The 22,526-nt window shown below is 45.5% G+C and carries 15 protein-coding genes, 1 tRNA gene and 1 pseudogene; 4 read left to right on the forward strand and 13 right to left on the reverse strand.

Features of this window, described 5'->3' with window-relative positions:
• Positions 1 to 93: 93 nt before the first annotated feature.
• From QZ158_RS05125 to QZ158_RS05165, 7 genes are all read right to left on the reverse strand, one after another.
• Entirely contained in the window at positions 94 to 828 is a 735-nt protein-coding gene (locus QZ158_RS05125) for a hypothetical protein (RefSeq protein ID WP_293883033.1), read from the reverse strand.
• Positions 829 to 989: 161 nt separating this feature from the next.
• Positions 990 to 1,394 (reverse strand): DUF4430 domain-containing protein, encoded by a 405-nt coding sequence (locus QZ158_RS05130; RefSeq protein ID WP_293883036.1) that lies wholly within the window; start codon positions 1,392 to 1,394, stop codon positions 990 to 992.
• Positions 1,375 to 1,863, reverse strand: a complete 489-nt coding sequence (locus QZ158_RS05135) for an ECF transporter S component (RefSeq protein WP_293883039.1) — start codon at positions 1,861 to 1,863, stop codon at positions 1,375 to 1,377. The genes QZ158_RS05130 and QZ158_RS05135 overlap by 20 nt, the downstream gene beginning before the upstream one ends.
• Positions 1,864 to 1,874: 11 nt before the next feature.
• On the reverse strand, positions 1,875 to 4,304 hold the full coding sequence (locus tag QZ158_RS05140) for an ATP-dependent Clp protease ATP-binding subunit (protein ID WP_293883042.1): 2,430 nt from the start codon (positions 4,302 to 4,304) through the stop codon (positions 1,875 to 1,877).
• A 7-nt stretch (positions 4,305 to 4,311) separates the two neighbouring features.
• Positions 4,312 to 4,770 (reverse strand): CtsR family transcriptional regulator, encoded by a 459-nt coding sequence (locus QZ158_RS05145; protein WP_293883045.1) that lies wholly within the window; start codon positions 4,768 to 4,770, stop codon positions 4,312 to 4,314.
• A 229-nt stretch (positions 4,771 to 4,999) separates the two neighbouring features.
• Entirely contained in the window at positions 5,000 to 8,689 is a 3,690-nt protein-coding gene (locus tag QZ158_RS05155; RefSeq protein ID WP_366928191.1) for an alpha-L-fucosidase, read from the reverse strand.
• A gap of 104 nt (positions 8,690 to 8,793) precedes the next feature.
• Positions 8,794 to 15,765 (reverse strand): Ig-like domain-containing protein, encoded by a 6,972-nt coding sequence (locus tag QZ158_RS05165; RefSeq protein ID WP_293883048.1) that lies wholly within the window; start codon positions 15,763 to 15,765, stop codon positions 8,794 to 8,796.
• Between the two features lie 271 nt (positions 15,766 to 16,036).
• On the opposite strand from QZ158_RS05165, the gene QZ158_RS05170 reads away from it, so the two are divergent.
• On the forward strand, positions 16,037 to 16,507 hold the full coding sequence (locus QZ158_RS05170) for a small multi-drug export protein (RefSeq protein WP_048690761.1): 471 nt from the start codon (positions 16,037 to 16,039) through the stop codon (positions 16,505 to 16,507).
• 84 nt (positions 16,508 to 16,591) lie between these two features.
• Here QZ158_RS05170 and tsf read toward each other — a convergent pair whose 3' ends face one another.
• Together tsf and rpsB are read right to left on the reverse strand one after the other, a co-directional pair.
• Positions 16,592 to 17,632, reverse strand: coding sequence for a translation elongation factor Ts (tsf, locus tag QZ158_RS05175; RefSeq protein ID WP_293883055.1), 1,041 nt, complete (start codon positions 17,630 to 17,632; stop codon positions 16,592 to 16,594).
• Positions 17,633 to 17,708: 76 nt separating this feature from the next.
• A complete protein-coding gene (gene rpsB, locus QZ158_RS05180) occupies positions 17,709 to 18,491 on the reverse strand; it encodes a 30S ribosomal protein S2 (protein ID WP_293883058.1) in 783 nt (260 codons plus the stop codon).
• Between the two features lie 313 nt (positions 18,492 to 18,804).
• Here rpsB and QZ158_RS05185 point away from each other — a divergent pair.
• Both QZ158_RS05185 and QZ158_RS05190 read left to right on the forward strand, forming a co-directional pair.
• Positions 18,805 to 18,875: transfer RNA gene (locus tag QZ158_RS05185), tRNA-Cys, on the forward strand.
• Positions 18,876 to 18,996: 121 nt separating this feature from the next.
• Positions 18,997 to 19,716: a hypothetical protein gene (locus tag QZ158_RS05190; protein WP_293883061.1), complete on the forward strand. Its 720-nt coding sequence runs from the start codon at positions 18,997 to 18,999 to the stop codon at positions 19,714 to 19,716.
• 87 nt (positions 19,717 to 19,803) lie between these two features.
• Here QZ158_RS05190 and nusG read toward each other — a convergent pair whose 3' ends face one another.
• The 3 genes from nusG to rpmG form a co-directional block, all read right to left on the reverse strand.
• Complete coding sequence (gene nusG / locus QZ158_RS05195) at positions 19,804 to 20,340, reverse strand: transcription termination/antitermination protein NusG (RefSeq protein WP_006595435.1); 537 nt, start codon at positions 20,338 to 20,340, stop codon at positions 19,804 to 19,806.
• A gap of 184 nt (positions 20,341 to 20,524) precedes the next feature.
• Positions 20,525 to 20,701 carry a preprotein translocase subunit SecE gene (gene secE / locus QZ158_RS05200; protein WP_006595434.1) on the reverse strand — a complete coding sequence of 59 codons (177 nt, stop codon included), beginning with the start codon at positions 20,699 to 20,701 and terminating at the stop codon, positions 20,525 to 20,527.
• A 9-nt stretch (positions 20,702 to 20,710) separates the two neighbouring features.
• Positions 20,711 to 20,863 carry a 50S ribosomal protein L33 gene (gene rpmG, locus QZ158_RS05205; protein WP_006595433.1) on the reverse strand — a complete coding sequence of 51 codons (153 nt, stop codon included), beginning with the start codon at positions 20,861 to 20,863 and terminating at the stop codon, positions 20,711 to 20,713.
• Between the two features lie 125 nt (positions 20,864 to 20,988).
• Between rpmG and QZ158_RS05210 the strand changes: the two genes are divergently transcribed.
• On the forward strand, positions 20,989 to 21,909 hold the full coding sequence (locus QZ158_RS05210; protein ID WP_293883072.1) for a neutral zinc metallopeptidase: 921 nt from the start codon (positions 20,989 to 20,991) through the stop codon (positions 21,907 to 21,909).
• A 282-nt stretch (positions 21,910 to 22,191) separates the two neighbouring features.
• On the opposite strand, the pseudogene QZ158_RS05215 reads toward QZ158_RS05210, so the two are convergent.
• Positions 22,192 to 22,526, reverse strand: a pseudogene (locus tag QZ158_RS05215) (penicillin-binding protein); the annotation flags it as partial.

Consider the following 22,526-nt stretch of genomic DNA (forward strand, 5'->3'; position numbering starts at 1 on the left):
AAATAAAAATTAAAAAGATTCAACTCTGTATGTTATTATACAGAATTGAATCTCTGATTTCAATCTTTTTTTAATTTTCTCAGTAGCGAGCCATTATTCCCGAACAAGGGCATGCACATGGCCATTTTCTGTCACTTGAACACTTGCCACTTGACCATCTTGACCGACAACTATATCCAGGCTAGCTACAGATCCATCTTGGGTAGAAATCAAGCCAGCATGGTAATGACCATGGTCCAAGTTGTATTCATAGCTTCCAATCGTATATCCCACTGCATCGCCACCAGGAGTTTGAATGGTTACTTGCCCTCCTTGACCAATCGTTACGCCTGTATCGCGACCGTCGGTCCAACTACCTGCTGCTCCTGAATAATCCCCTGAGGCATAGCTCAAGACACCTTTATAGCGTGGGTTCTCTGTCTTAGAGGCTTGTTCTTTGGCAGTCGTGCGACCTTCTTCCAAGCTAGGACGTTTTTGTTTTTCTGGTGCTGGGTTCACTGCTGGTTTTGTTTCTTTGGAAGGAGTTGGAACCAGGCCTTGACTGACTTCTGGAACTCTTGGTGTCACTGAAGTTGATGGATTTTCTTGGCTCGCTTGTGTTTCGCTCGAAGCGATGGAAGGAGATTGTGCAACTTCTGTGCTTTGTGTGATTTTGCTTGTGGTCTTTTTCTCTTCTTTTTTACTTCTAGAGCTTTGTTTCACTTGCACAATTTTACTAGTTGAAGATGGACTGGTTTCCTTTTTCTTTTCTGATCCACATCCGTTTAAGAGAAGAACAGCTGTTAGAGCAAGGGTAGATAGACTAAAGAAGGTTCCTTTCGTTTTCATGGCAATACCTCTCTTTTGTAACATTTGTTACATTTTGTAATATAATTGTAACATTCATCTATGGGGAAGTCAAGAGGATTTGCAAGTCTTATAAAAAATAGAAACTAGTTTCAAAAAAGAGTGAACAAATGGAGCCCTACTCCAAGCATTCACTCTTTTTCTTATTGATAAACTTCTTGATAAAATTCAATGGTATCTCCATCTTGGACAGTTGTTTCTGCTGCCCCTTTTGGTGCCATCTCTCCATTGATCTTGTACATCCAATAGAGTCCCTTGCTTTCGTCCTGGGCTACGCCATCGATTGAGGTGATGAGGCCACTCTTTTCCTCAATCTTGTAGTTAGCTTTCAGGACTTCCATCAGGTTGGCTTTTTCAGCAACCTTCAAGGTCTTGCTTTGAGCTTCTTGCCCTTCAGGGGCGATACTGACCGTAATGGTACTTTGTTTTTCTTTCGCTACTTGTGAGCTAGAAGCTGAGCTTTCCGTAGTCGATGGTGTGCTTTGTCCGCAACTGACCAATACAAGAGCTGCTAGGACAGCAAAGAAACTATAAAGTGTTTTTTTCATAATACAATCTCCTAAATACTATATAAAGTAGAGGGTAAAAACAGGCGGTGGAAAGGGTGTGGGCTAGGTTAAAGCTAAAGCCATTCACCAGTGCATAGGTCCACCAAGGCATGTGGTAGAGAACCGCATAAAGACTGTCAATCACTATCCCGTAGAGAAAGGATAAGATGCCGACCACCAGGGTTTGAACTTGCAAAGACAGATGGCGGTAAAGCCCCCGCCAAAGAGTCAAGAGGAGGCCAAAGGCCAGTATCTGAGCGAGCACCACTGGGCTCATCCCCAAGAGAAAAGCCGAGGTAAACATGGTGACCGCCATCACCAAACAGGCAAATTGCCAGTCTTCAAATAGCACCAGTAAAAAGAAAATGGCACTAATGGGTTGGACATTGGGCAAGAAGGCAAAGGCTTGTCTCAGTACCACACAGAGGGCTGCTAAGAGGGTGATTCGGGTCAAGCGTTTGAGAGGCACTGCATATCCTCCTAGTCAATCGTGAAGTTAAGCTGACCAGACTTGACACCTACCTTGAGGGTTTGCCCTTCAGCCACTTCTCCTCTCAAGAGGATCTCTGCCAAGTAGTCTTCCACCTGGGTCTGGATGGTCCGGCGCAAAGGACGTGCTCCCATCTCTGGATCATATCCGTGAGTCGCCAGCCATTTAAGGGCAGACGCTTGGAATTTCAGAGTAATGCCTTTCTCTGCTAGAGATTGAATCAGCGGTTTCACCATAATCTTGACAATCTCATGCATTTGATCACTGGTCAAGCTATGGAAGACAACCTTCTCATCAATCCGGTTGATAAACTCTGGTCGATAAGTCTTCTTCAACTCTTCGAAGATGCGTTTCTCCATATTGGCTTGGTCAAAGCGAATATCCTTGGCTCCAAAGCCAACTGTCTTATCATCTCGTAAAGCGGTAGCTCCCAAGTTTGAGGTCATGATAATAATGGTATTGGAGAAATCTACCTTGCGTCCCTTGCTGTCGGTCAAGACACCGTCATCCAAGACTTGCAAGAGAACGTTAAAGATATCTGGATGGGCTTTTTCCACCTCATCAAACAAGAGGACTGAATAAGGTTTGTTGCGGACTTTTTCCGTCAACTCGCCCCCTTCTTCATAACCGACATAGCCTGGAGGGGCACCGTTGAGACGACTGGCCGCAAATTTCTCCATGTATTCACTCATATCAAAGCGGATCAAAGCGGACTCGTCATCAAAGAGGACTTCAGCCAGCGCCTTCGCCAGCTCAGTCTTCCCGACCCCAGTGGGACCGAGGAAGAGGAAGGAGCCAATTGGCCGTTTGTGAGAACGAATTCCCGACTGATTGCGACGAATCGCTCGGCTGATACTTGAGACAGCCTGATCCTGACCGATCACGCGCTTATGAAGTTCTGCTTCCAATTCAAGGTATTTCTTAGCTGCTGTTTGGGTTAGTTTCTCCACAGGAATGCCTGACAATTGACTGAGCGTCTTCAGGATATCCTCTTCCTTGACTTCTAGCTGGTAGCCTTTTGGACTGGCATCTTCTTTTAGCAACTGAGCAACTTTTTTCCACTGCCCCTTGAGCAAGGATTGATCAGCAGCTGTCAAGTCGGACCGAAGACCGGCTTGAGGCCCCTTGTTTTGCACGGTCGCTGCCGCCTCATCCAAGAGGTCAATGGCGGAGTCAGGCAAGAGGCGACTGGTCAAATAACGATTGGCATAGACAACAGCTGTCTCAATAGCCGCATCCGTAATATGAACACGGTGGTGACGTTCATAGGTCTTCTTGAGCCCTTGCAAAATCGCAATGCTATCTGCAACAGAGGGTTGCTCAATCAAGACCTTAGCAAAGCGGCGTGAAAGAGCAGCGTCTTTTTCAATGTGTTTTTGGTATTCTTCTTGCGTAGTAGCTCCTACGGTCCGTAGGGTCCCGCGAGCCAAGGCTGGCTTCAAGATATTGGCCGCATCCAAGGTGGAGTCAATCCCAGAGCCAGAGCCCATAATGGTATGGAGCTCATCAATGAAGAGGATGACATGGCCATCTTCTTCGATATCATTGATGATGTTGTTCATCCGCTCTTCAAAATCTCCACGGAACCGCGTCCCTGCGACAACATTCATCAAGTCCAACTCTAAAACCCGCATCTTAGCCAGCTCCGTCGGGACATCGCCGCTGGCAATCCGTTGAGCCAAGCCCAAAGCCAGAGCGGTCTTTCCGACACCGGCATCCCCAACAAGGACCGGATTATTTTTCGTTTTGCGGCTCAAAATCTGAATCATCCGCGAGATTTCTTGACCTCGACCAATCACCGGTTCCAAACTGCCATTGCGAGCCATTTCTGTCAGATCTCGGGTATAGTCTTCCAAACCACCGCTGGTAGAAGCTGGCATGCCCATCATATTTCCCATGGTTTGACGATTGGGTTGCTGGGCCCGATAGAGCGAACGAATGGCCTTGACAGCTTCCTTGTCCCAACCTGCTCGTTGCTCCAAGCTCTTACGAATCTCGACGATTTTAATGCCCTCTTCCTGATCATCATAGCGGAAGCCGACATACTCCAATACTTGAGAAGCCAAGGTCCCCCTCTCTAATAGAAGCGCCAAGAGGACATGCTCTGTTCCAAGACTTTTGGCATGGACTGCCTGGGCAATCTCTTGGGAACGTTTCATGATTTCTTCGACACGGAAAGAAAAAGGAAATACCTCATAGCGGCCATCCCGTTGGTAGACTTGACCCGTAATGTGCTCAGCCGCATCTTGAAAATCATCAATCTGCATAGGATAGTCACTTAAAACAGAACCAGCTACACTATAAGGATTATTGGCTAGAGCCACTAGAATATGCCAGGTATCTAGCGTTTGGGACTCAAAATGACCCGCCAAGATTTGAGCGGCTTCAATCGTTTCTAATAGGGCTTTTGAATAGTTCATAAGGAGATTACATTCCCTTTCTATCGACTTGTTGGATAATTTTTCGTAGGATATTGGCTCGTAAGCGATGGGCTTCACTTCCCAGAACCTCGTCTGTCGTCGTCACTGACAAAAGCTCTGCTTCTCTCTTTGTAAGGAGTTTTTCTTCAAATAGCATTTGAAGAATATCGCCAAAAACAGTCTGACTGATTTGTCCCCTGATACTTGCGCCAAGCTCTTTTAGCATCTGGTGTTGGTCTGAAAATTGAACCTTGCCAATCCGGATATAACCGCCGCCTCCACGCTTGCTCTCTACGATATAGCCTCGACTTTCGGTAAAGCGGGTCTTGATCACATAATTGATTTGACTAGGAACAACTTGGAAAACATCCGCTAATTCGCTTCTCTTGAGCTCTGCGATGCCTGCTTGAGCCAGTAGCGACTTGATATAGGCCTCAATGCTATCTGATGTATTTTTACTTGCCATGATGCTCCTTTCTAACCTTTTCATTCTAGATAAGCTCTCTGCTCTTCAGAGGGTAAAAAATGGTCTCATCATCCACGATGTCATTATTGACCTTATCTGACTATTATACAATTTTTACGCCTGTAAATAAAGCAAAGACTACGTCGAGATAGAATCTGAAGCCCCCTTACTGGTAGCTAGAAGGAACAAAAAAGAGGTTAGCAATTGCTAACCTCTTATAGAAGGGGCATTAGGATTTCCGACGAGCGAATTTTACTCTTCCGCCTAAGAAGCCTAAGCCGAGTAGTCCGATCCAGGCTAAGAAACTTGCCTTCTCTGATCCTGTCTGTGGCAGTTTTTCTTCCGACTGCACAGTGTCTGGAGTTACGGCTTCTACCACAGGAGAAAGAGGAGTTTCTTTCGAAGCCGTCGGTGTCAACAGCCGAGAAATTCCACTTTCTTTTTTATCTTCTGGTGGAAGGAGCGGTTTCGTTTCTTGTGAGTCTTCACTTGGACTTGTTGGTAGTGGCACATCCGGAATAATAGGAGCTTCTTCCGCTTCCTTCGTCCCGACTTCTGTTATCTGGTCCTGGGCCTCCACTTCGACAAAAGCATCGACTTCTGTCCGAATTTCTTTGCCTTCTTCTTGTCGGACCTCGATCAATTTCAGCCGGCGTCCGACCTTCCCAGATTGAAGGATCCGGCTTTCGCCCTTGGCCAAGTCCTTGTTCTCACGCGTTTGACTTTCAAATGGAATCTCCTCCGCTTCGATGAGAAGTTCTGGTTTTTCAAGAATCAAATCCCGCACACCTTCTTCTGGTCGTGTCTGCGTCAGCGGTTCATAATTGTGAGCATCTTTTAAGATGGTTTCAAGGGCTTCCACTTGATTCGCTGCAGCAACCAAATCTGGTCGCTCTTGATTCAACAACTGAGTCAATTCAGTCAATTGATGTTGAATAGTCGGTTTGAGGTCTAATTTCAAGCGATCGAGAGAAGTAGCCTTGATCTTTTCTACTCCTTCTTTGATAATCTGTTGTAGCTCTTCTTGACTGAGCAACTGACTATCTTTTCCTGATAGAACAAACCGGTCTACCTGGATGGCTCTAGATGACTGAGGATCATTGAGGGCTGGATCTAGGTGCAAGCGTAGCTGGTGGTATCCTTTTGCTAGGCCTTGCAGATTGACCAAACTCTGGTCGAGTTTGCGTTGATCTCCGTAGCCACTGAAGTAATGATCGCCTTCGATCTCATAATCATGACCACGCCCTTCTTCAAAGGTGATTTCTTTTCCGTCTAGGGTGACGCTGTAGAGACCATGACTTGGATCAACCACGCCTCGAACCTCCACTCCAGTTCCCTTAAAGGTGATGGTCACATCAATGTGTTTCTTGCCTTCCTCATCGGTCACTTGGTTAAAGCTAGACCAGGATTCTGTTCCATTTGAGAAGTTTTGATTGTCTGCCTCATGATGCCAACCTTGGCTGTAGTGCAGTTTTGGATCTTGGTCATCCACTTCTTTACGATTTTCTGGAAGTAGGTCCTCGTTCATCACTTGGACTGTCAGCTCTGGAATAAAGCCGACCAGACTTCCTTGATCCGGATGCAACAATTTGACCTTAAAGTCATAGACATCTGTCGCCTTGCCTGCAAAATCAAGGGTTGGGACTTGGACTGTTTTTTCTGTCTCTCCATCTGCAAACTCGAGAGTGACATTGGTATCTTTATAAACCTTGCCATGAACCCCTGTTCCTGGTTCTGTGATTAATTTAAGACTAGCACTTCCTTTAGAGCCACCTTTTCTCTTGACGACGACTTGCGCTGGGTCGCCTTTCTTAACGGCTAGGGTTGGCTGAGCAAACTCAAAGAGACCCTTTTCTTGGTTATTGAGGGCATAAATCCCTTCCGTTGCGATCGCATCTCCCTTGCTATTGAGCAAGGTCAAGGTGTGGGATCCGGCTGCCAAGTCTGGCGTTTCATAGACCTTTTGGCTCCGTTTGCGGCTTGGGCTTTGGGTATTGACCGTCGCTAGCTTTTGGCCATCGACATAGACATCCATTTCCCCATGACCAGGGTCCACAGTTGCGACGACATAGGCCTTGGTGCCTTCAAACTGATAGGTCACCGAAGCTCCCTTTTCCTTGGTCCACATAGAGGTACCTCGAACGCCTTCTCCCTCTTCATTCCATTGGCTATTGGCCCGATCAGCAGTCCGGTCAGAATGATAGGCCAAACCAAGCGGATAGCCATCCGTTTCTTCAATGCTAGCTGGCGTCTTATAGACAGAGACGCCGTTCAAGATTGGAGTGGCTTGGGCATCGGTGATGGACACCCGGATATAGCGACTATCAACTGGTTGCCCTTTGATCAATCGGCGATATCCTACGGTTGAACCAGCCCCAAAAGGAACCCATTGACCATTCACAGCCACATCGATGGTGAAGCCAGAAATCCGTTGGCCTTTCTCGATAGTTTCTTTGAGCTCTACCACATCAAAGTGTTGCTCTTTTCCAAGATCGAGGACAAAAGAGCCGGTCTTGGCATCATCTGCAGGTGCCCAACTGGTCTTTTCATCGCCATCTGTCAAATGGCTGGCTGAATAATGAGCATTGCGCCGTGTCGAGTCAGCTTCGACCAAAGCTCCTGCCGCATAGTCCACACTGTAGAGTTGGTCCAAAGTCTGGCGGAATTCTTTCAAGCGGGCTACATCGGCATCCGCAAATTTTCCATCTTGATTCGGAGGAATATTGAGCAAAAGCGGGGTTCCACGGCCGACCGATTTGAAGTAAATGTCCATCAATTCGCGCAAGGACTTAGGCTCTTGGTTGTCATGGTAGAACCAGCCGGAGCGAATGGAAACATCCGCCTCTCCCACTGAGTATTGCTTCCCTTCTGGATCCCCGTGATTGAGGTAACTATTGGATGGATTGTTGCGGATCTTATCTGTATTGACCTTATGCCAAACTGGATCTCCAGCAATTCCTTTTTCATTTCCGATCCAACGAACATTGGTGGGCTCAGCTGAGAAGATGGCAATATCCCCTTGGGCCTTACGAATGGCATCAAACCACTTATCGAAGGTATAGGTGACTTTTTGAGCCCCATCGCCACGCGCTCCATCCATCCAGACTTCTACGAACTTGCCCTTGTTTCCATATTTTGGATCTTCAAGGATTTCTTTGAGCTGGTTGAGATAGTATTCGTTGTATTGGTCCTCTGTGTGCACATGGTAGAGCGGGCTGTGAGCATCCCAAGGCGAGAGATAGACCCCCATATCCATGTCATACTTGCTGGCAGAAGCAGAAACCTCGGCTAGGACATCGCCTTTTCCATCTTTCCAACCACTTTTGGCAATGGTATGGTCAGTGTATTTGGATGGGTACAAGAGGAAGCCATCGTGGTGCTTGACGACCATGATCGTCCGTTTAAAGCCAGCATCCTTCAGGGTTTTGATCCACTGATCGGTATCCAGATGCTCTGGATAGAAATAATAAGGGTCTTCTTGCCCATCTCCCCACTCACGATCGTAGTAAGTATTCATACCAAAGTGGATGAAAGCTGCTAGTTCTTCGCGGTGGTATTGCATCTGAGCCTTGCTTGGAAGCGGACCATAGTCTGCAATCTCAGGCTCCTCATCTAGAGAAGTGGCTGGTTGGCTTGCTTCTGTCCCTTGACTGACTGCGCGGTTTTCTTTCTCACTCGTTACGGGTGAGGAATGTTCTGATTCTTCTTGGTGCTCTTTCACAGCTTTTTCCTCCTCCCTTTGATGCTTGACATCACTGGTTTCGACCCGTTCTTTACGTGGTTCACTATTCTCAGCTTGTTCCTCTGCGTAACTGGTAGTCACTCCCAAAAAACAAGTCGCTACGACTACCGAGCAGACGCCTACTGAGAGTTTACGAATGCCAAATCGATTTTTCTTATCAACTAATCTTTTTCCCATATTCCATTCCTTTATGTCACCAGGTAAAGAGGGTGGGGCTTCCCCATCCTCATTCTGTTACCTGTGAACTTTTCACCGTATAGTTGCTGGCTTATCCAGCTATCTTACTTGGCCTTATCGGCTCTTTTTTTCTTATCATCCAGTACAGCACCGGCAAGACCTGCTGCTAGGAGACCTGCAACGAGACTTGCGACGCTTTCTTCCGTTCCTGTATTTGGCAAGGAAGCTTGCGCAGCGGTCACAGCCACTTTCACCCCTTCCTCATGTAAGTCTGAGACTACTGAGGATGATAGGGCTTGATGATTTACAAGAGGCTCCTTGGTACCGACTTCGATGATTTCAGCTAGAGCTTCTGACTCGACCAGACTGTCGATCACTGTACGAGTCTCAACCCCATTTTCTTGCGAAACTTGTACAAAATGAAGCTTACGACCTTTGCGTCCTGCTTGAACTACTCTCTGTTCACCCTTCAGTAACTGATCGTTTGGACGCTCTTGGTGGGCAAATGCAAGCTCTTCTGCCTCTATGACAAGTTCTGGTTTACTGTGAACCAAGTTCTTCACGCCTTCTTCAGGAACGGCTGTACCTGGAGGCGTTGGCTTGTCACTAGGATTTTCCGCTAGAACTTCCTTGGTGCCGACTTCTGTGATCTCTGCTACTGGTTCTACCTCGACAAAAGCATCGACTTCCTTACGAGATTCCACTCCATTTTCTTGTGATACTTCTACAAGATGGAGCTTACGTCCTACTTGGCCTTCTTGCACCAGCTTCTTCTCACCTTTCGGCAAGCTATCATTTGGACGTTCTTCACGCGCAAAATCAAGTTCCTCTGCCTCAATGATGAGCTCTGACTTCGTATGGACAAAATTCTTCACACCATCTTCAGGAATAGCGGTTCCTGTAGGTGCTTTTGCGGAGAGAGAAAGTTGATATACTTTTTCGAGCTTGCCATCTTCTGAGACAACCTTGACAAGAACCGGAGCATTGGCACTTTTAGCATCCACGACCGTAACGGCTGTTCCATTTTTGCCTTGTGCTGAAACGATTGGACGTTCTCCCTCATACTCTAGATGATAATCTGTCACATCTGGTTTAAAGCCTTCTAGGTCTTTGCCATTCACTTGGATGGTGACATCAGTTGTTGCCTGAGCCTCTTCTGTTGGGGCATAGGCACTCAATTCAATGATTCCGATACCTTTTAGATGTTCATCACGGACCATTCTTAAACGGATGGCTTTCGTTCTGGTTTCGTTGAAGCTGAGGTTAGAGATATAACCAGGTTCAAAGGCATAATCCAAGCTGTAAGGAATTTCTTCCCAGTTAGAGGCCTGGTTAAATGGATGTTCTGGAAGATTCTTCAGATTGCCGTAATCATCTGGGACATCAAAATCTGGACCAATATAGCGTTCAAGAACCGTTTTCGTTGGCAGACCTGTTTCCCGATCTGCAAAGAAGTCGACTGCTACTTTATTGACCAAACGCTCTGTTACTTGACCATTTTTCTTGAAGATGAGACCAGCAAACACTTCGGTTTGATCCGGCTCTCTCTTCCAGTTGGTCCAACGGTAGTACTCGTTGTAGCCACCATCATTGATGTAATCGATATAGTCGATTTGATTTGGATCGAGATCGTTGGTTTCACTAGCAAATGCTCTGGTATCCTCTGCATTGTAGTCACGGTTCACAGAGAGGATTTCTCCTGTCTTTTCGGACACCCGGACGATCAGCTGAGCTGTCAGATCATAACCGAGGACCTTTCCTTCTAACGTGAAGCTGCCTTCATGAGAAAGTGCATCAGCTGGGATAGCCTGCCAGTCCACCGTAAGTTCCTTGCGTTCATAGCCTGTATCCCCTTGGAAGTAAACGCCTACGGTAGATGGTAGAACTAGATCTTGACCGACTTTCACAAAACGTCTGCCTGCTTCTACTGCTACTGGAGCAGCTTGTTTCAGTTTTTCTGCATCACTTGTGAGATGGAGGCGATATTCTTGTAAGATAGTACCATCTTCTGCTTTATGGATGACACGGATTGGCTCACCTTCATGGACGCTTGGCACAACCGTTGCAAGACCGTGATGGCTAGCTGTCGCTTCCACTTGTGGATAAGCCCGATCACGCGCATCGATGTAGTAATCGGTCACACTTGGATTAACTCCTGGCAAAACCTCACCGTTGACACGAATGGTCACCAGGCTCTTTTCTTCTGCCGCAACCTTATTGGCAAATACCTGAATCTCTGAAATAGAGCTTCCACGTTTGCCTTCTGGTGTCTTCATGCGAATACGAACAGCATAGGTGTCGACTTTATCAAAACTGAAATGATTCATCTTGCCAGCTACTACCGGTTCTTCAACGGTTAGGTTGCTGACTTCTTTCCAGTTGGCTGGATTGTTAAATGGATGGTCTGTTTCGTCTTTAACACGATTTGGATTGCTTGGAACAGTTGGGATTTGTTCCCCTGTATAGTACTCAATCACGTATTCACTTGGAGCCCCAACGCCGTGGTCTTCATGGAAACCAACATGGAGGTTGTCCACTGCTCGCTTGGTCAAGATACCAGAATCCCCAAACAAGATACCGACAGAATCTTCCGCATTGTCACGGCCCCAGTTGGTCCAACGGTTGGCTGGAGCATCGGTAAAGGAGATGACCTTGTCATTGACCTTAGCAACTGGATCCGCATCGTTAGAGTCACTTGCAAAGGCGAGTGGCAAGACTGAGCCTGTCCATTGTTCTGCTACGTTGGCTCCTTTGACTGTGGTGCTAGAAACACGAATATGAAGACGGGTTGGAAGGTTGGTTCCTTCTACACGGCCGGAGAGGATAACTTCTCCTTCTTGGGTCAAGAGTTGCGGATCGACCGCATCCCAGGCCACCTTGGCAGCATAGGTCTTGCCATTGGAGTGATAAGTCCGCACGCTTTCTGGAAGGGCTGGTTTTTCACCAACTGGCGTTGTCGTGCTGACTTCTTCTACAGCGATAATGCCCTCAACTGTGACTTGAGCTTGGGCTTCTTTTTCCACGCCCTCTACATGACCTGTAACTGTAAAGCTATGGTAATCCTTGACTTGATCTGCGGTCACAGCATCCCAGGTCACGTGTTTTTCTTTCGGGAATCCCTTGTCATACTCAACCAAGACTGTTTCTGGAAGAGCTGGCAACACGTTTCGATCGGTACTGATTCGTACAGGACGCACCTTCACAACTGTCTTTTCTTCAGGATTTGGCGTGATGGTAAAGGTGACTTCTCCCGTTTGTCCTTGGAAGCTAGCTTGTAAATGAACCAATCCTGCTTCCCGTAGTTCCAAACCTTTCTTACTTGCGACTGCTTTTCCTTGACTGCCTGCTACTGTTGCCACATCGATTTGATCTGCTTGGAGGCTAGCCACACTGCCATCTTGGTAATGAGCAATGACATCAAGTGGTACCGTTTGGTCTTCCTTGAGTTCCTGCCCTTCTGGCAGACGCAATTCTAGGCGCTGGATCTGTGGACTTTCTTCTTGGAATTGTACCACATAGGTCTGTACTGCTCCCGTATCCTGAGCAGTTACAAAGATTTGAGCTTTCAAACCATTTTCACGGCTAGCTTGTAGGACCGTCACTTGGGCATTTTCTGCACTTGCTGTGACTTGGCCAAGCTCTTGGCCATAAGCCAGCGGACGGAAAATAGTATGGTTGCCACTACCAAATTTTGGAAGGGCTACCCCATCTAGTTGCACGGTTGGTTTCTTAGCCTTGCTGACTGTTCCACCTGCAACCACTAGAGTCGCTTGGACGGTTTCCCCATTGCCTAGGAGTCCTGTCGCTTTCAAGCGAGCACCTGGTGTGAACAACTGATCTTCTTGACCAGCTTCCAAGGTCCATTGATCAACTTCATAGCTAACTGTCCGGCCATCTGTGAAGACCAATTGCACAGTCTTATCAACTGTCGCTAGATCTGCTCCCTGTGGGATTTGTTTGATAACTGGAAGGACTTGCTCCACACCGATCACATCGACCAGAGCTTCGACCGTCCGTCCTTGAACATGACCTGTCACACGGACTTGGCCAGCACGACTATAGTCTGCTGTATCCCATTCGACGGCTTCTTCTTGGGCCTTGCCATCGCTATAGACGACAGATACGTGACTTGGAAGTTCAGGTACTTCACCTAAGTGAACATGTGTCCGAACCGGTTCGACTCCCAAGATAGAGCGTTCTGCCTGGTCCTTCTTACCTGTAAAGAGGCTAACTTGGTCTGACTGCAAGAGATCTGAGTCTGCATACAGGGTAAAGGCACCCGCCTGCTCAGTTGATTTGACAATGACCACCCCTTTGCCGTTAAAGGCCCGACGTTGCCATGAGCCATCTTCCTGTGCTTTGTAGCGTTCCCGGCTAGCTTGTTCCCCGTTGTCGACACCGACAATTTGGCCTTGGCCATGCAAATGGAAATGCACCAAGTTATTGGCAGTTGGGACCACACGGCCTGCTTCATCGACAATCTCATAGGTAATATAAGTCAAATCCTTGCCGTCTGCCGCAATGGCGTGTTCTTCTTTCAATAGACGAACACCGGCTGGCTTCCCAGCTGTTTCGATCTGATCGCGGGCAATCACTTCTCCTGCTTCGTTGCGAGCAATAGCTTCCACCTTACCTGGCACATAAGGAACCAACCATTCTAGATAGAGTTCATCCGGATTTGCCCCTTCTTGGTAGGTCCGGCCATCTGCTGTGGTCTTCTTGGTAAAGGTCTTGACTCCTTGTGATTCCCCATTGACAATCAATTCCACACTGTGGGCATTGGAGAAGGCACGAACAGGAATCCGACCTTCTTCATCCATGACACGATTGGCTAATTCTGGATTGTCCCAGTTCCAATGTGGTAAGAGATGAACCATTGGATGTTTCTCAGCTGACAACCATTGACTTTGGTAAAGGTAAAAATCATTCTTTGGAAGGCCGGCAGTATCGACAATACCGAAATAAGAACTTTTCACAGGTGTGTCATTTTGGTTGTGCCATGGTGTTGGCTCACCGATATAGTCGGTACCTGTCCAGATAAATTGACCTGCATAACCGGCATGATCGCGGTCAAAGGTCCAAGAGGCTGTCGCTGTCCGACCCCAACCAACTCGGTCATTGCCGTAGTCTGATTGTTCATAGTGGCGGTCTTCTTGGTTGCTTCCGACCCACTCTCTTTCAGGATGGTAGTAAGAGCCCCGCGTCCGCGTCGCAGAAGAGGTTTCGGAACCATAAATGAGCCAGTTTGGATGTTTAGCGCGTAGGCTTTCATAGTTGGCCTCTGAGTAGTTAAATCCAACCGCATCGAGCTCTGCCGCTACCTTTTCATGCCCTCCTGATCCATCACCAAAGCGGAATTTATCAGCTCCCATGGTGACATAGCGAGTTGCATCCACTTCCTTGATGGTCTTGACCAGACGACGAACGGTTGCGACAGACTTATCAGATCCATCTGCTTCACCGACTTCGTTACCGATTGACCACATCACAATAGAAGGATTGTTCTTGCCTCGCTCTACCATGGTCCGAAGGTCATAGTCAGACCACTTATCCCCTTTACGAGCTTCTGGATGTGTGGCATCCTTTTCAAAGAATCGACCGTAATCGTATTGTTTCTTGCCACCATACCAGGTATCAAAGGCTTCTTCTTGGACCATCAAGCCCAACTCGGCCGCAATTTGCAGGGTTTGTTCACTCGCTGGGTTGTGGGTCGTCCGGATGGCATTGACCCCCATGTCCTTCATCTGTTTGAGACGGCGGTATTCAGCCTTGTAATTTTCCTCAGCTCCGAGGGCTCCATGGTCATGGTGAAGGGAAACACCATGGAATTTCGTAGCCGCTCCGTTAAGGAAGAAGCCACCTTCCGGTGTCCAGTTGAGGTAGCGATAACCAAAGCGTTCCTTTTGCACATCGACCAATTGTGAATCCCGATAGACCCGTGTATACAGAGTATAAAGGGCTGGGTTATTGGTTTTGACATCCCAGAGGGTTGGTTTTTCAACATGAAGGGTATGAGACAGGTTGATCTCTTGACCAGCCAAAACGGATTGCACTTCACTGCGCACCTTTTCACTGACCACTTGACCATTTTGATCGACGATTTCGTATTCCGCATACACACTGTGGGCTTGATCATCTTGGTTGACAATACGACTCTTCACAAGAGTATCGACTGCCCCATTCTGTTGTTCTTCTAATTTTGGACTCGTGATGGTGGTCCCATACTTAGCTACATGGACCTTATCCGTCACACTGAGTTTGACATCACGATAAATCCCACTTCCAGAATACCAACGACTACTTGGCTGTTGGTTGACCACATGAACCGCGATGGTGTTTTCACTTCCATCCGCATTCAAATAAGGGGTAATATCATAAGAAAAGGCATTGTAGCCATTTGGATAATGACCCACGAATTGTCCGTTTACATAGACTTTCGAATCCATGTAAACTCCACTAAATTCCAAGCGGACTTTCTTATCTAGATCTTTGTCATCCAAACGGAAGGTCTTGCGATACCAAGCATCCCCACCGTTTAATTGTCCCCCTTCATTTTGAGCCGGAGAATTGTGATCGAAGTCAAAGAAGATTGACCAATCGTGTGGCAAATCTAATTTTTTCCAGTTTTTGATATCCACCTGGCGACCTTCTGCACCAGGAGCTGCATTTAACTTGAAATACCAGTCCTTGTTAAAATCTCGTTCGCGATCTTGCACTATGTCCTCCGCTACTTGTTTTTGATCCTTCGCAGCCTCTTCAGTAGCCCCAGCAGAACGTTCACTTGTTTGAGGTTCCACCTGTGGCTTTTCGATTTCGCTCTCATTTCTTTCAGTAGTAATCACAGCAGGTGCCTCTAAGGTTGTTGAAGCTTTATCACTTGTCCCAACTTCTCCATTCGTCACCTCTGACGCTTCCCTTGTGGCTGTCATCTCCTCTTCTGTTACAGCTCTTCCTTCTTCTTCAGCTAAGATAGATGGAGCTCCAAAAAAAGATACACCGATTAATACAGAACAAGCTCCAACCGCGAGCTTGCGAATACTAAATACACTGCGCTTTTCAAAAAAAGACTTTCCCATATTTAACCTCCATTTAAACAATTAATATAGTAAGCGCTTTCAATACTTTTGAAAATTGTACCGAATCTCACATTATAACTATACCAAATAATAAAGGTTAAACAAGGGATGTAATGGACAGTCTTTAGTTTGATCAAAAAGAACTATAATTTGTAGAGAATAGATAGTATTCTTCGTTTTTTAATTCTGAAATACTAGATTTTTAACTTGAATAGTTGTGAATTTATATAAGATAAGGTAGAATGGAAAGGATGAATTGAAAGGATAACACATGAACTACATTATTACTTTTTTAATCTCCATGATTCCTCTGGTAGAACTTCGTGGAGCCGTTCCCTATGCCATATCTAGTGGAATTCCTCTTTGGCAAGCTCTCCTGATTGGGGTCATTGGCAACATGCTTCCTGTCCCTATTATCTTCTTTTTCGCTCGCCATATCCTGGAATGGGGGAAAGATAAGCCTGTTATCGGGAACTTTTTCACTTGGTGTCTCAACAAAGGCCATCGTGGAGGACAAAAATTAGAAGAAGCTGCAGGGGATAAGGGAATCTTTTGGGCCCTACTCTTGTTCGTCGGCATTCCCTTGCCAGGAACTGGAGCTTGGACTGGAACCCTCGCCGCCTCTATTCTAGATTGGGACTTCAAACGAAGTGTCCTTGCTGTTATGCTGGGAGTTGTCCTAGCAGGTCTCATCATGGGCTCTCTCTCGCTCCTCTTTGGACTAGATACCTTTGCGCATTAATCACAAAAAGGACTGAAACATCTGTCTCAGTCCTTTTCATCTTGCAAATAAGAGGTTTCTATGGAAACCTCTTATTTTTTATTCTTAGTTGTTAAGAGCTGCTGCCATTGTAGCTGCAACTTCTGCTTCAAAGTCATTTGAAGCTTTTTCAATACCTTCACCAACTTCAAAGCGAACGAACTCAACTACTGAAGCGTTAACTGATTCAAGGTAAGCTTCAACTGTCTTGCTGTCGTCCATGATGTAGACTTGTGCAAGAAGTGTGTATGCTTGGTCAACTTTAGTGTTGTCAAGCATGAAGCGGTCCATTTTACCTGGGATGATTTTGTCCCAGATTTTTTCTGGTTTGCCTTCTGCAGCCAACTCAGCTTTGATATCAGCTTCAGCTTGAGCAATCACTTCATCAGTCAATTGTGCTTTTGATCCATACTTCAAGTGTGGAAGAGCTGGTTTACCAACCATTGCACGGCTTTCGTTATCTTGGTCGATTACGTGGTTCAATTGTGCCAACTCATCTTTAACGAATTGCTCATCCAATTCTTTGTAAGAAAGAACTGTTGGTTTCATCGCAGCAATGTGCATTGAGATTTGTTTAGCAAGCGCTTCGTCTCCACCTTCAATAACAGAAATAACACCGATACGGCCACCATTGTGTTGGTATGCTCCGAAGTGTTGTGCATCTGTTTTTTCAAGCAAAGCAAAACGACGGAATGAGATTTTTTCACCGATTGTAGCTGTTGCAGATACATAGGCTGCTTCAAGAGTTTCACCTGAAGGCATTGTCAAAGCAAGAGCTTCTTCGTTGTTAGCTGGTTTTCCTTCAGCAATTACTTTAGCTGTAGCATTTACCAAGTCAACGAATTGAGCATTTTTCGCAACGAAGTCAGTTTCAGCATTTACTTCAACTACTGCTGCAACGTTACCGTTAACATAAACACCAGTCAAACCTTCTGCAGCAACACGGTCAGCTTTCTTAGCTGCCTTAGCCATACCTTTTTCGCGAAGCAATTCGATTGCTTTTTCGATGTCACCTTCAACCTCAACCAAGGCTTTCTTAGCGTCCATGACACCAGCACCAGATTTTTCACGCAACTCTTTAACAAGTTTAGCTGTAATTTCTGCCATTTTGATTCTCCTATATTTTTTTAAAAATAGGAGAGCCGGGCTAAGCCCCGCCCTCCTAGGTAATTACGATTATGAATTAAGCGTTGTCGCCTTCTACAACTTCAACGATTTCTTCGATTGAATCTGCTTGAGTTTCAGTTGCTGCCAATTCAGCTTCAACTGATGCAACTGCATCTTCACCTTGACGTCCTTCGATAACAGCGTCAGCCATTTTCGCAGTGATCAATTTAACAGCGCGGATAGCATCATCGTTAGCTGGAATGATTACATCGATATCGTCTGGGTCAGTGTTTGTGTCGACCATCGCTACAACTGGGATACCCAATTTCTTAGCTTCTTTAACAGCGATTTGCTCTTTGTGTGGATCCACAACATACATTACGTCTGGGATACGAGGCATATCTTCGATACCACCCAAGAATTTTTCAAGACGAGCGCGTTGTTTGTTAAGAAGTGCAACTTCTTTCTTAGGAAGAACGTCGAAGATTCCTTCTTCTTCCATGCGTTTGATTTCTTTCAAACGAGCGATACGTTTTTGGATTGTTCCCCAGTTAGTAAGGGTACCACCCAACCAACGGTGGTTGATGTAGTATTGACCTGAACGTTCTGCTTCTTCTTCAACAGCTTCAGCAGCTTGTTTTTTAGTACCAACAAACAATACAACTGCATCGTTAGCTGCAGCATCACGCATAAAGTCGTATGCTTGGTCAGCGTATTTTACAGTTTGTTGCAAGTCGATAACGTGGATTCCGTTACGCTCAGTGAAGATGTACTTAGCCATCTTAGGGTTCCAGCGACGAGTTTGGTGACCGAAGTGTACACCAGCCTCAAGAAGTTGTTTCATTGAAATTACTGCCATGAGTAAATTCTCCTTTTTGTTTTTTTCTCCTCTCCCAGACGTCAGCTTGCAACACGACCACAAGGGCAACGGTGCCACAATGGTTCCGGGATGAGTATTTATTGCTTTACGCAACTTTATTAGTATAGCAGATTTAGAAGCTTTTTGCAAGTCATTTGAGAGAAATTCCTAGACTTTCCTGCTTTTCTTCAGGGCTCTCCCTCCTTCCTTTATGTTTTTCTGCACGATTCTCATTCTTTCCCTTTCATAAGCCTTTTGTCCGAAATTTTTTCTTGACCTTATCTGATTTTTAAGATAAAATAGAATATGTTGTGGCGGTATAGCCAAGTGGTAAGGCACGGCTCTGCAAAAGCTTGATCGTCGGTTCAAATCCGTCTACCGCCTTCACAAACAAATATCAATGAGCCCAGCAATGGGCTTTTTTTAATACCATCACTTGATTGGACTGCACCATCGCTCCTTTGCGAGTGATTCTGTTCTCCACTCATGAAAGGAAAAGATGATTATGAAAAAAGTTACCCTATATGCTCTCAGCATCCTCTCTTTGGCCATGCTGGCTGCTTGCCAACCTGCTGCTCCAGAGACTGACCAAAGAAAACCGCTTGTGAGCAGTTCTAAAAAAACCTCTAAAAGCTCTAAGAGCTCTAGAAGTTCATATTCTAAAAAGTCAACCAGCAAAAAGGATTTTTCATCAGGCTTCAATAAGGATGATTCTTATAGCTCTTCAGACTCTAACACGCGCGAGGATCCTAACTATACAATGAGCTTGATGGACCAAGGAGAGTCACTGGAAGCTATCGGGGATATCCCTGAAATGCCAAAATGGGCCGCCTTCAAAGAGATTAAAGTGGAAATCCTTGTCGGGAATGAAGCCCTTGCCCCTACTACAAAAGATGAAGCGATCAGCAAGTTAGGTCCTACTGATTCCTCTTCTGGTAATGATGGTTACTGGCATGGAGATGGCTCTGCTATCTTGATTGATTTTAATGAAAAAGGTCAAGCCACTAACAAAATTGCCACCTTGCCTAACTCTAAAAAGGTTACGAATCTCAAGGATATTCAACCTGGAATGACGGCTAAAGAAGTCATTGAAAAACACGGCCGTCCAGAAACTGTTTTCGTCTTTGGCTACGCGACTATCTTTACTTGGAAAGGTGAAGACGGGAAAGATTACTCTGTCGGTTTTGACAAAGAAACAGTCTTCCAAGTCTCTGAACCTGCATAAGAATCTCTTCTCAACAAACACAAATCCTCCAAGACCAGCGTCTTGGAGGATTTCTTTGAATCAAGAGGAAGGCCCCTTTTTCATTCCTTACAATTCTGCAATTTGATTGAGGTTGACTTCTGCTACAGTGTCATTTCCAAACATGGTGATAATCATTTTCACCTTGTTGTTATCGATTTCTGTGATCTTACCAGTGTAGTCTGCAAAAGCCCCATCGATAATGCGTACAGTATCTCCCACCTTCACATCAATATTGAAATCTTGAACTGTTTGTCCCATCGAAATCAAGATGTTACGGATTTCGTCTTCCAAAAGTGGAGTTGGTTTTGAACGGTTCCCGTGCGATCCAACAAATCCAGTTACGTTTGGTGTGTTCCGAACGACAAACCAAGCTTCATCGGTCATGACCATTTCTACCAAGACATAACCTGGGAAGCGATTTTCTTCGATTTCTTTTGTCTTCCCGTTCTTCTCGATTTGCACAGTTTGTGTAGGGATTTCCACACGCAAGATGTTTTCCAACATGTTATATGTTTGTGCGCGTTGAAGAAGGTTTTCCTTCACTTTGTTTTCATATCCTGAGTAGGTCTGTAGGACAAACCAGCCTTTGTCAAAACTATCCATTTTTATTTCCTTTCTTATATACCAAAAGGTGATCGTTTCATCACGATACTAAAAAAAGCCTTCTGGCTCTTGTTTTCCTAGCTCCATTATAACATAAAACCAGAGAAAGCAAAGAAGTTTCTCTTGTTTTTCTTCACCAAAGCAAGAAAAAAGCATCCACATGGGACGCAGATTTGTTTCTTTTTTAGAACATATCGATTAGCTTTAAAATACCTTTAGCCACTACTTGGTCAAACAAATAAATCAAAGCTACAAAAAAAGCGGTGTACTCTATCACTGAGATAAAATTTTTCCATCTTTCCTTGCGATTTGGCCAAGTCGTGTTTTTAAGCAAGACAAAAATATCTTTAAAAAATTTCACAACATTCTCCTATCTGGTTTCTTTATGAATTGTATATTTACTACAATGTTTACAAAACTTATTAACTTCTAGACGTTTTGGTTTTGGCGTCGCACTCAACTTGATTGAGTAGTTGCGTGACCCACAAACCGTACACGCTAGACTTGCTTTTTTTAATGCCATAACGCCTCCATTCACACTATTATAGCAAGTTTTCCACTATTTGACAAGCTCTTCTACCCTAAGGAAGCGCATTTATTTGGCTTTTCTCTATGATTTGATACAATATAGAGGATAAAGGAGAAATTATGAAAAGCGATCATCTGAAAGAAAGTAAAAACATTGAAGACCGTCGCGGGCAAAGTGGCGGGGGCTACTCATCTGGCCGGTCTGGTGGGAACTTAGGGGGTGGTATTTTACAGATCCTCCTCTCGCCTGGAAGCTTTAAGAGCAAATTGATCTTAATCCTCGTTCTCATCTTTTTGAGCGGGGGAGCTGGATTGAGCGGGCTCTTTGACCAGGGTCAGACCACACAGAACTACAACTCAGGACAAGTCACGCGCCAAAGTAATACCCAGGTGAGTGACGGAGATAGCAAATTCGTCAGTCAAGTCCTTGGAACCACTGAGGATTTCTGGGGGCAAACCTTCCAAAAAGACGGGCGGACCTATCACAAGCCTACCCTGGTTTTTTATACCGGCCAAACTCGTACTGGCTGTGGTGTAGGTCAAGCATCTGCAGGTCCCTTCTATTGTCCGACAGACCAAAAGATCTATTTAGACATCAGTTTCTACAAAGAGTTGACCACCAAATATAAGGCTAGCGGAGATTTTGCCATGGCTTATGTCATCGCTCACGAAGTCGGCCACCATATCCAAAACGAATTGGGGACTCTTCAGAGTTACCAGCAAGCCATCCGAGGGAAAAGCGAGACAGAAAAAAATGCCCTCAATGTCCGTTTGGAACTTCAAGCTGACTACTATGCGGGTATGTGGGCTCGCTACATTGAAGAGCAAGGACTCATGGATACAGGCGATATTGAAGAAGCGCTCAACGCTGCACACGCTGTGGGAGACGATACTCTTCAAGAACAAGCCTATGGTTATTCCGTCCCTGATAGCTTCACCCACGGGACGTCTGAACAACGCATGCGCTGGTTCAAACGAGGCTACCAATACGGCGACTTTGAACACGGAGATACCTTCAGCGTCTCCGACGAAGACTTGTAATGAAACTAAAAGCAAAAGCCTTTCAGATCATCATCTGAAGGCTTTTTTGTTACCCTATCGACAGCTGTCTGAGCATCGAAAAGTATTTAAAAAATCCTTTCCATTCAACATCTTCTCAGAAACTTTCCGCCGTGAGAAAAGTTTCGAGATAAAGTTGAATAATTTCATAAAATAGAAATTAACTTTTTTATTAAAGGATATCCCAGTTGTTTTATGTAACTATAGTTTCTCTACAACCTAAAAGATGGCAAGAAATCTTACCATCTTTTAAAGGTCTATTTTTTAGAAACCAAACCAACCTTTGAAAGTATCCCAGGCATTTTGTGCTTTCCCAGGAATATCTGCTTCATCGATGGCTTTTTTGGCATCATCTACGATACCTGCAGCACGTTCTTTGACTGTATCAAAGAAACTCTTGTCCTCTTCTGGACTCTCAGTTTCTGTTTCTTGACCGACAGGGGCAATTCCATTTTCCTGGTAAGAATTTTCCTCATTTTCAAAGCCGGTTCCTTCTGTATAAGGCAGGACGCTATTGGCTACATTTCGGAAGATCACAGAGGCAGTCTCTGCACTGGTCCCTGTCAAATAGTGGGTTTCATCCGTCTTAGGGAATCCTA

The organism is Streptococcus sp. A12 (assembly GCF_905372335.1).
Taxonomy (GTDB): domain Bacteria; phylum Bacillota; class Bacilli; order Lactobacillales; family Streptococcaceae; genus Streptococcus.

Bases quoted from the DNA above. Each gene is read 5' to 3' on its own strand.
- QZ158_RS05130 (WP_293883036.1), bottom strand. From the start codon at position 1,394: ATGAAAAAAACACTTTATAGTTTCTTTGCTGTCCTAGCAGCTCTTGTA.
- rpsB (WP_293883058.1), bottom strand. From the start codon at position 18,491: ATGGCAGTAATTTCAATGAAACAACTTCTTGAGGCTGGTGTACACTTC.
- QZ158_RS05155 (WP_366928191.1), bottom strand. From the start codon at position 8,689: ATGGGAAAAAGATTAGTTGATAAGAAAAATCGATTTGGCATTCGTAAA.
- QZ158_RS05145 (WP_293883045.1), bottom strand. From the start codon at position 4,770: ATGGCAAGTAAAAATACATCAGATAGCATTGAGGCCTATATCAAGTCG.
- QZ158_RS05210 (WP_293883072.1), top strand. From the start codon at position 20,989: ATGAAAAGCGATCATCTGAAAGAAAGTAAAAACATTGAAGACCGTCGC.
- rpmG (WP_006595433.1), bottom strand. From the start codon at position 20,863: ATGGCATTAAAAAAAGCAAGTCTAGCGTGTACGGTTTGTGGGTCACGC.
- QZ158_RS05190 (WP_293883061.1), top strand. From the start codon at position 18,997: ATGAAAAAAGTTACCCTATATGCTCTCAGCATCCTCTCTTTGGCCATG.
- QZ158_RS05170 (WP_048690761.1), top strand. From the start codon at position 16,037: ATGAACTACATTATTACTTTTTTAATCTCCATGATTCCTCTGGTAGAA.
- nusG (WP_006595435.1), bottom strand. From the start codon at position 20,340: ATGGATAGTTTTGACAAAGGCTGGTTTGTCCTACAGACCTACTCAGGA.
- QZ158_RS05125 (WP_293883033.1), bottom strand. From the start codon at position 828: ATGAAAACGAAAGGAACCTTCTTTAGTCTATCTACCCTTGCTCTAACA.
- QZ158_RS05165 (WP_293883048.1), bottom strand. From the start codon at position 15,765: ATGGGAAAGTCTTTTTTTGAAAAGCGCAGTGTATTTAGTATTCGCAAG.
- tsf (WP_293883055.1), bottom strand. From the start codon at position 17,632: ATGGCAGAAATTACAGCTAAACTTGTTAAAGAGTTGCGTGAAAAATCT.
- QZ158_RS05140 (WP_293883042.1), bottom strand. From the start codon at position 4,304: ATGAACTATTCAAAAGCCCTATTAGAAACGATTGAAGCCGCTCAAATC.